General features: G+C 63.9%; 2 protein-coding genes and 2 pseudogenes. 1 reads left to right on the plus strand and 3 read right to left on the minus strand.

Going from position 1 to position 3,478, the window contains the following annotated elements:
* The 3 genes and pseudogenes from SY1_RS09830 to SY1_RS12680 all read right to left on the minus strand — a co-directional run.
* Positions 1-592: pseudogene (locus tag SY1_RS09830) on the minus strand (DNA polymerase III subunit beta); the annotation flags it as partial.
* Positions 593-863: 271 nt separating this feature from the next.
* Positions 864-1,334 (minus strand): helix-turn-helix domain-containing protein, encoded by a 471-nt coding sequence (locus tag SY1_RS12675; protein WP_015556933.1) that lies wholly within the window; start codon positions 1,332-1,334, stop codon positions 864-866.
* 115 nt (positions 1,335-1,449) lie between these two features.
* A pseudogene (locus tag SY1_RS12680) lies at positions 1,450-2,013 on the minus strand (DnaA ATPase domain-containing protein); the annotation flags it as partial.
* Positions 2,014-2,701: 688 nt separating this feature from the next.
* Here SY1_RS12680 and SY1_RS09840 point away from each other — a divergent pair.
* The coding region (locus tag SY1_RS09840; protein WP_208873649.1) for an aminotransferase class V-fold PLP-dependent enzyme at positions 2,702-3,478 on the plus strand (777 nt) is incomplete at its 3' end.

Raw genomic sequence — 3,478 nt, forward strand, 5'->3', positions numbered from 1 at the left:
ATGGAATGGGGAGCATCATCTCCCGCTCGGCTTTGGCTTCGCAGGGGCATTTCGAGATGGAGAGCCGCTTGCTGTCCGTGGAGACGACGCTCATCAGGTCCCCCTGGACCTTCACGAGGCAGGTCCCAAGGTACTTCGGGAAGTCCACCGGCGTGGAGCTGGCGACGGAGCCCTCGTTGATGGCCCGCATCAGGTCCGCGGCCAGGGCGTCGGCAAGCTCCGAGGCGCTGTCGCTGCGTGGGATGCTTGGAAACTCCGAGACGGGAAAGGTGGAGAAGCGCATCTTGTTCCGTCCGGCCGTGAGCGTTCCGCGCTCCTGGACGACCTCCAGGGCGGCGGTGTCCGACTGGATCTTCTTCAGAAAGTCCCCCAGGAGGCGAACCGGAAGGACGGCGGAACCGGGCTCGACGGTCCGAACCCCTGAGGCGGTGCACCGGATGGCGGTCTTGAAATCGGTCGCCTCGAGGGTGACGGCGTCTCCTGCGTTGACCAGGATGCCGCTGACGGCGTTCATGGCACTTTTAACGTTGCTGGAGTGTTCGGCCATCTGCCAGGCCTTGAGGAATTCCGTGCGGTTGATTTCCAGTTTCATTCCAGGTCCTCCTTTTTGGGGTCTTTCCTGTGTGAGGCGTCCGTCCGTTGTGTGTCGGTCTGAGACTTCTTTTATCTTTTTGTCTTTTAGTAACAGTAATAATAATAATCTCGAACAAGTCTGTGGATAAGTTGACGCGGCGCCGTCGGCTTCGGGTTTTTCGTCGTGTGGATTTTTCGTGGGAACCCTGTGGATAACCTGTGGGCGGCGTGAGCGGATTTCGCAGCTTCCGGTTCACTCTGTGGATAACCCCTGGATATCCACGGTTCGTTCACAGCCTGTTCTTGAGGTTATCCACAGCTCGACGCACCTCCTGGTCCGTCTTGACGAGTTCGCTGATCTTCTTCCGCGCATGGATGACGGTGGTGTGGTCCTTCTTGCGGAAGGCGTGAGCGATCCGAAGGAGGCTCGTCTCCGTCATCTCGCAGCAGAGGAACATGGCGATCTGCCGGGCCATGGCCAGCTCCGCCGTCCGCTTGGAGCTGGTCAGCTCCTCGGGGCTCATGCTGAAGTACTCCGCCACGACGCTCTGGATGTCCTCCACCGTCACCGGCGCCTTGACGTCCATGCGCAGGACGTCCTTCAGCCACTCGGAGCTCCGCTCGATGGTGACGGGCTCCCCGTAGAGCTCCGAGGACATGATGACGCGGTTCAGCGCGCCCTCCAGGTCCCGGATGTTGCTGGGGATGTGCTGGGCCAGGAAGTGGACGACCTCGTCCGGCAGGTCGCAGCCCCGCAGCATGGCCTTCTTTTGAAGGATCGCGATGCGCGTCTCCAGGGTCCGGGGGCTGGATGTCCGCCACCATCCCCCAGTTGAAGCGGCTGATCAGCCGGTCCTCGATGTTCTGCAGCTCCGAGGGCTGCCGGTCCGAACAGATGACGACCTGGCTGTTGCCCTCGTAGAGCGTGTTGAAGGTGTGGAAGAACTCCTCCTGACTCCGCTCCCGGTTGCCTAGGAACTGAATGTCGTCGATCAGCAGAATGTCCACGTTGCGGTAACGGTCCTTGAACTGGTCCGTCTTCGAGTCTCGAATGGACTGGATGAACTCGTTCAGGAACTTCTCCGCGCTGATGTAGAGGGCCCGAAGGTCCGGCGACCGCTTCAGGGCGTAGTGGCAGATGGCGTGCATCAGGTGCGTCTTGCCGAGCCCCACCCCGCCCCAGATGAACAGGGGGTTGAAGCGTTCCTTCACGGGGGCCTCCGTGGAGACCAAGCTCTCCGCTACGGCCAGGCTGGAGGCCTGCGCCAGGCGGTTCGATTTGCCCACCACGAAGCTCTCGAAGGTGTAGTTTGGGTTCAGGCTGATCCGGGCCGCGGGAGCGCTGCGCCCCGGCCCTTCCTGCCGCTCCTGTCGCGCCGGTTCCGCCCTGGCCTCCTCCGGCTGCACGCTGGCCTGGAGCCGGAGGCCCCTCACCCCCATCCCCTCCGCCGCCTCGTTGAGCCGGGCCAGAAACTTCTTCGCGATCTGCTCCTTGATGAAGGGGTTTGCCGTGTCCACCACCAGCTCTCCCTCTTCGATGGAGACGGGAGCACAGGTGCTGAACCACAGCGGGACGGTCCCCTCCGGGAGGTCCGCCCGCTTCAGGATCCCCTGCCACAGGTCCGTCAAGTTTCGTTCGTCCTTCTGCTGCAATCCCTTTCACCCCTGTGTCTTGAAGCCTGTCCCTGCCGCCCGTCCGCGGGCTGTGGGTCCCGCCGCGATGGGGATGCGGACAGGCGCCGGCCCCGGTTCCCGGACCTCCCGAAGGTCGCAGGGTTGTCCACATCGACGGCTCTTATGTAAGGCATTTCTCAGGCCAATTTGAGCTAATTATACACTTATCCACAGGAAAGTTATGCAAAACCTGTGGATAACTCGCCGTCTCGCCCCGCTTTCGAGGGGCAGCGCGAACGGACGAGGGTGGAGTAGATAAGTTCCCCCGTCGCGGATGCTCTGCGGCGAAGTTTAATGATATCATGAACGATGTGGATGGACGGTGGACGAAGAACGCCGTCTGTGGAGAGGTCCTGTCCGGGACCTCCCGCCGGGGCGCCATCCGCCCTTTCGTTGCAGGTGGCTCGAGGGAGAGGGCGGTGGGAAGCCTGTGGGAGTGAAGGAGGTCTTTTCGATGTCGATCTATCTGAACAACGCCGCCACCACCTGGCCGAAGCCCGCCCCCGTCGGCGAGGCCATGGCCGCCTTTCTGGCCCGCGGCGGGGCGAACCTGGCCCGGGGCACCTCCTCCGCCCGGGACATGGAGACGCTGAACTCCGTTCTGGACTGCCGCATCCGGGTCGCGTCCCTGCTCGGCGGCTGGGAGGACGCCGACCCCCGGTACGTCACCTTCTGCGTCAACGTGACCGAAGCGCTGAACTTCGTCCTGCGGGGCTTCCTGCGGCCGGGGATGAAGGTCGTCACCTCCTCCATGGAGCACAACGCCGTCATGCGGCCCCTGAGGGCTCTCGAGGAGCGGGGTGTCCTGCTGACGCTCCTGCCCTCGGACCGCGAGGGGCTGCTGGACCCGGAGGACCTGCGGCGGCTCCTGAGGACGGAGCGGTTCGACCTGATGGTGATGGCCCACGCCAGCAACGTTTGCGGGACGATTCAGCCCCTGGATGAGGTGGCGGCGATCTGCCGTGAGGTGGAGCTGCCATTGGTGGTGGACACGGCTCAGACGGCGGGGGTGCTGCCCCTGAATGCGGCGAAGCTGGGGCTCGCTGCGCTGTGCTTCACGGGGCATAAGGGGCTGATGGGCCCCCAGGGCATCGGCGGCGTGGTGTGGAGGCCGGACTTCGCCCGGAGGGTGGAGCCCATCGTCACGGGGGGCACGGGGAGCTACTCGCACCTGGAGACTCAGCCGGAGGAGCTGCCGGACCGCTTCGAGTCCGGGACCCCCAACCTGCCC

It is taken from the genome of Fretibacterium fastidiosum (genome assembly GCF_000210715.1).
In the GTDB taxonomy this organism is placed as follows: domain Bacteria; phylum Synergistota; class Synergistia; order Synergistales; family Aminobacteriaceae; genus Fretibacterium; species Fretibacterium fastidiosum.